The 4,127-nt window shown below is 66.5% G+C and carries 3 protein-coding genes; 2 read left to right on the top strand and 1 reads right to left on the bottom strand.

All coding sequences use genetic code 11. From position 1 onward, the window contains the following. Positions 1-428: energy transducer TonB (locus IBL25_RS27420; protein ID WP_275296063.1), on the top strand; the 428-nt coding region annotated here is incomplete at its 5' end. Positions 429-467: 39 nt separating this feature from the next. Here IBL25_RS27420 and uvrA read toward each other — a convergent pair. Continuing rightward, complete coding sequence (uvrA, locus tag IBL25_RS24725; RefSeq protein WP_238940649.1) at positions 468-3,389, bottom strand: excinuclease ABC subunit UvrA; 2,922 nt, start codon at positions 3,387-3,389, stop codon at positions 468-470. 264 nt (positions 3,390-3,653) lie between these two features. On the opposite strand from uvrA, the gene ssb reads away from it, so the two are divergent. Then, a partial coding sequence (gene ssb / locus IBL25_RS27415) for a single-stranded DNA-binding protein (protein ID WP_187781117.1) occupies positions 3,654-4,127 on the top strand: 474 nt, incomplete at its 3' end.

Below are 4,127 nucleotides of genomic sequence, written 5' to 3'. Positions count from 1 at the left end.
GGCGTGAGCCCGTGCGTCCGGCGCCCACCACGGCTCCGGTGGAAGCGCAGGCGATGGCGCGCCAGGCGCCTCCTGGCCCCGCAACGGCGGCCCCGCCGCCCGCCGCAGCGCCTTCTGCTGCTCCAAGCCGTGCGGTGGCCGCGCCGCCGGTGAATTACATCAGCATGGTCTCGGCCGCGCTGAACCGCGCCAAGCGTTACCCGCAACGGGCGCGGCTACGGCGGATCGAAGGTACTGCTATGCTGAGCTTCACCATGCGCCGAGACGGCAGCGTCGTGAACTGGCGCATCGTTCGTAGTGCCGGCGATCCAGATCTGGACGAGGCCGTTGGGGAGATGATCGAGCGCGCATCCCTGCCGCCTTTACCGGACAGCATCCCAGGGGAAATCTGGGCGCCGACGGTGGCGATTTCCTTCAGTATCCGCTGATTGAAAAAGGGCGCTTCCATTCGGAGCGCCCTTTTCTCCTTACCCTGCCTTTCGCGCTCGCTTTGGCGCCGGCTTCACCGCATGCTCCGGCAGCAACGGCGCCAGGAAGCGTCCGGTATGGCTGCCGGGGACCTGCGCGACCTCCTCCGGCGTACCTTCGGCGACGATCCGCCCGCCGCCATCGCCACCTTCTGGCCCAAGGTCCAGGATCCAGTCGGCGGTCTTGATGACTTCCAGGTTGTGCTCGATCACCAACACCGTGTTGCCCTGGTCCACCAGCTGGTGCAGCACTTCCAGCAGCTTTTTCACATCCTCGAAGTGCAGGCCAGTGGTCGGCTCATCGAGGATATAGAGGGTGCGGCCCGTGGCGCGGCGGGAAAGCTCCTTGGACAACTTGATGCGCTGCGCCTCGCCACCGGAGAGTGTGGTGGCCTGCTGGCCAAGGTGGATGTAGCCAAGGCCCACTTCCTTCAGCACCCGCAGCTTTTCCCGGATCGCCGGAACGGCAGAGAAGAATTCCAGTCCTTCTTCCACCGTCATTTCAAGCACATCCGAGATGGACTTGCCGCGAAACTTCACCTCCAGCGTTTCACGGTTGTAGCGCTTGCCCTTGCAGGTATCGCAGGTGACGTAAACGTCGGGCAGAAAGTGCATCTCGATCTTCAGCACGCCATCGCCCTGGCAGGCCTCGCAGCGGCCACCCTTCACGTTGAAGGAGAAGCGGCCGGCCTTGTAGCCGCGCGCGCGGCTGTCCGGCAGCTCGGCGAACCAGTCGCGGATGGGGGCGAAGAGGCCGGTATAGGTTGCCGGGTTGGAGCGAGGCGTGCGGCCGATCGGCGACTGATCGATGTCGATGATCTTGTCGAGATGCTCCAGCCCCTCCAGCCGCTCATGCGGCGCGGGCACGGTGCCGGCACCCATCAGGCGGCGCGCGGCGGCCTTGTAGAGCGTCTCCACCGTGAAGGTGGACTTGCCGCCGCCCGAGACGCCGGTGACGCAGGTGAAGGTGCCGAGCGGAATGGAGGCCGTCAGGTCATGTAGGTTGTTGCCGGTGGCGCCCACCACCCGCAGCATCTTGTCCTTGTTTGGCGGCCGGCGCTTCTGTGGCACCGGTATGCTGCGGCGGCCGGAGAGATAGGCGCCGGTGACGCTTTGCGGATTCGCCTGCACCTCGGCCGGCGTGCCCTGGGCGATGACACGGCCGCCACCGGCACCCGCAGCCGGACCGATATCGATCAGGTGGTCGGCGGTGCGGATCGCATCCTCGTCGTGCTCCACCACCAGAACGCTATTGCCGAGGTCGCGCAGCCGGCGGAGGGTGCCCAGCAGGCGCTCGTTATCCCGCTGGTGCAGGCCAATGGAAGGCTCGTCCAGCACATAGAGCACACCCGTCAGGCCGGAGCCGATCTGCGAGGCCAGCCGGATGCGCTGGCTTTCGCCGCCTGAAAGCGTGGCCGATCCGCGTGCCAGGGTCAGGTAGTCCAGCCCCACATCCAGCAGGAAGCGCAGGCGCTCGATGATCTCCTTCAGGATGCGCCGGGCAATTTCCGCCCGCTGCGGCGAGAGCTGCTTCTCCACGCCCTCGAACCAGGGCAGGGCCTGGCGGATGGACAATTCGCTCGCCTGGGCGATGTTCAGGTCGGCGCAGCGGACGGAAAGCGCCTCCGGCTTCAGGCGGGCGCCGCGGCAGGCATGGCAGGGCTGTTCCGCCTGATAGCGGGAGAGGTCCTCGCGCACCCAGGGGTTGTCACTCTCCCGCAACCGGCGGGCGAGGTTGGGCAGCACACCTTCGAAAGGCTTCTTGACGTCGTACTTCCGCAGTCCGTCCTTGTAGGAGAGCGTGACGACCTCGTTGCCCGTACCGTTCAGGATGGCGTCCTGCACCTTGGAGGGCAGCTCGCTCCAAGGGGCCGTCATCTTGACCTTGAAGTGCTTCGCGAGGCTTTCCAGCGTCTGGTCATAATAGGCGGCGCCATTGCCGGCCCAGGGCGCGATGGCGCCATCCGCCAGGCTGCGCATGTCGTCCGGCACGGCCAGATGCGGGTCGAAGAAGCTCTCCGTCCCCAGGCCATCGCAGACCGGGCAGGCGCCCTGGGGGGAGTTGAAGGAGAACAGCCGGGGCTCGATCTCCTCCAGCGTGAAGCCGGACACCGGGCAGGCATACCGGCTGGAGAAAACGGTGCGCTCACCACCATCCGCATTCTCGGCATAGGCAACGCCATCGGCCAGGCCCAGCGCGGTCTCGAAGGAATCCGCCAGCCGCTGCGCCAGCCCCTCGCCACCGACCACCACGCGGTCCACCACGACCTCGATGTCGTGCTTCTTGCGCTTGTCGAGGGCAGGGGCTTCCTCGATCCGCATCAGCGTGCCGTTGATCTTGACGCGCTCGAAGCCACGGCGCTGGAACTCGGCCAACTCCTTCTTGAACTCGCCCTTCTTGCCGCGCACGGCGGGGGCCAGCAGCAGCAGGCGGGTACCTTCCGGCATGGCCAGCACGCGGTCCACCATCTGGCTGACGGTCTGGGCCTCGATCGGCAGGCCGGTGGCCGGGGAATAGGGAATGCCGGCGCGCGCCCAGAGCAGGCGCATATAGTCGTGGATCTCGGTGACCGTGCCGACCGTGGAGCGCGGGTTGTGGCTGGTGGTCTTCTGCTCAATCGAGATGGCGGGGGAGAGACCCTCGATCGAGTCCACGTCCGGCTTCTGCATCAGCTGCAGAAACTGACGGGCATAGGCGGAGAGGCTTTCGACATAGCGCCGCTGCCCCTCGGCATAGATGGTATCGAAGGCCAGCGAGGACTTGCCGGAGCCGGAGAGGCCCGTGATGACCGTCAGCGTGCCCTTTGGAATGTCGATATCGATATTCTTCAGGTTGTGCTGCCGCGCGCCGCGGACGCGGATCTCCCCGTTCTGGGCGCCACGCGGGGCAGAGGAGGCGGGGATCGGCTTCAGCTTCGTCAAAACGGGCTCCTGAGCGCTTGTGTTCGCGCTGTGTTCTATTATGTCATCACTGCCGAAGGGCGTGAAGGTGGGAAGCGCAGAGGCCGCGACAAGGCCCGGCGGAGGGGACTGGCCCCCCGGGGGCGTCAACGCTAGTTTGCGGTTTCTGCGCGGCTTCGCGCACCGTAACGTGACACAGCCCAGGCTGCTCCGGTCACGCCGTTCCTGTTGGGGAGGCGTAAAGGTGGCGGCGCCGGGCGACGATTTCCAGGGGAAGAGTGCGGCATGGCCGGCAGCGTCAACAAGGTGATCCTGATCGGCAATCTGGGCCGGGATCCCGAGACACGGAATTTCCAGAACGGCGGCAAGGTGGTGAACCTGCGCATCGCCACCACCGAGAACTACAAGGACCGCGAGGGCAACCGGCAGGAAAAGACCGAGTGGCACTCCGTCGCCATCTTCAACGAGCGTCTGGGCGAGGTAGCCGAGAAGTACCTGCGCAAGGGCAGCAAGGTCTATATCGAGGGCAAGCTGGAAACCCGTAAGTGGCAGGACCAGGCTGGTCAGGAGCGTTATTCCACCGAGGTGACGCTGCGGAACTTCGGCGGTGAGCTGACGCTGCTCGACAGCCGTGGCGGCGGCGGGGGCGGCGAGGAAGGTGGCTTCGGTGGCGGCGGCGGTGGTTACGGTGGTGGCCGGGGTTCCTCCTCCGGCGGCGGCGGCGGCGGCGGCGGCGGCGGCGGCGAGCGTGCGCCGGCC

Source organism: Pseudoroseomonas ludipueritiae (assembly GCF_014490445.1).
Taxonomy (GTDB): domain Bacteria; phylum Pseudomonadota; class Alphaproteobacteria; order Acetobacterales; family Acetobacteraceae; genus Pseudoroseomonas; species Pseudoroseomonas ludipueritiae.
This window is presented reverse-complemented; position numbering and strand designations above follow the sequence as displayed.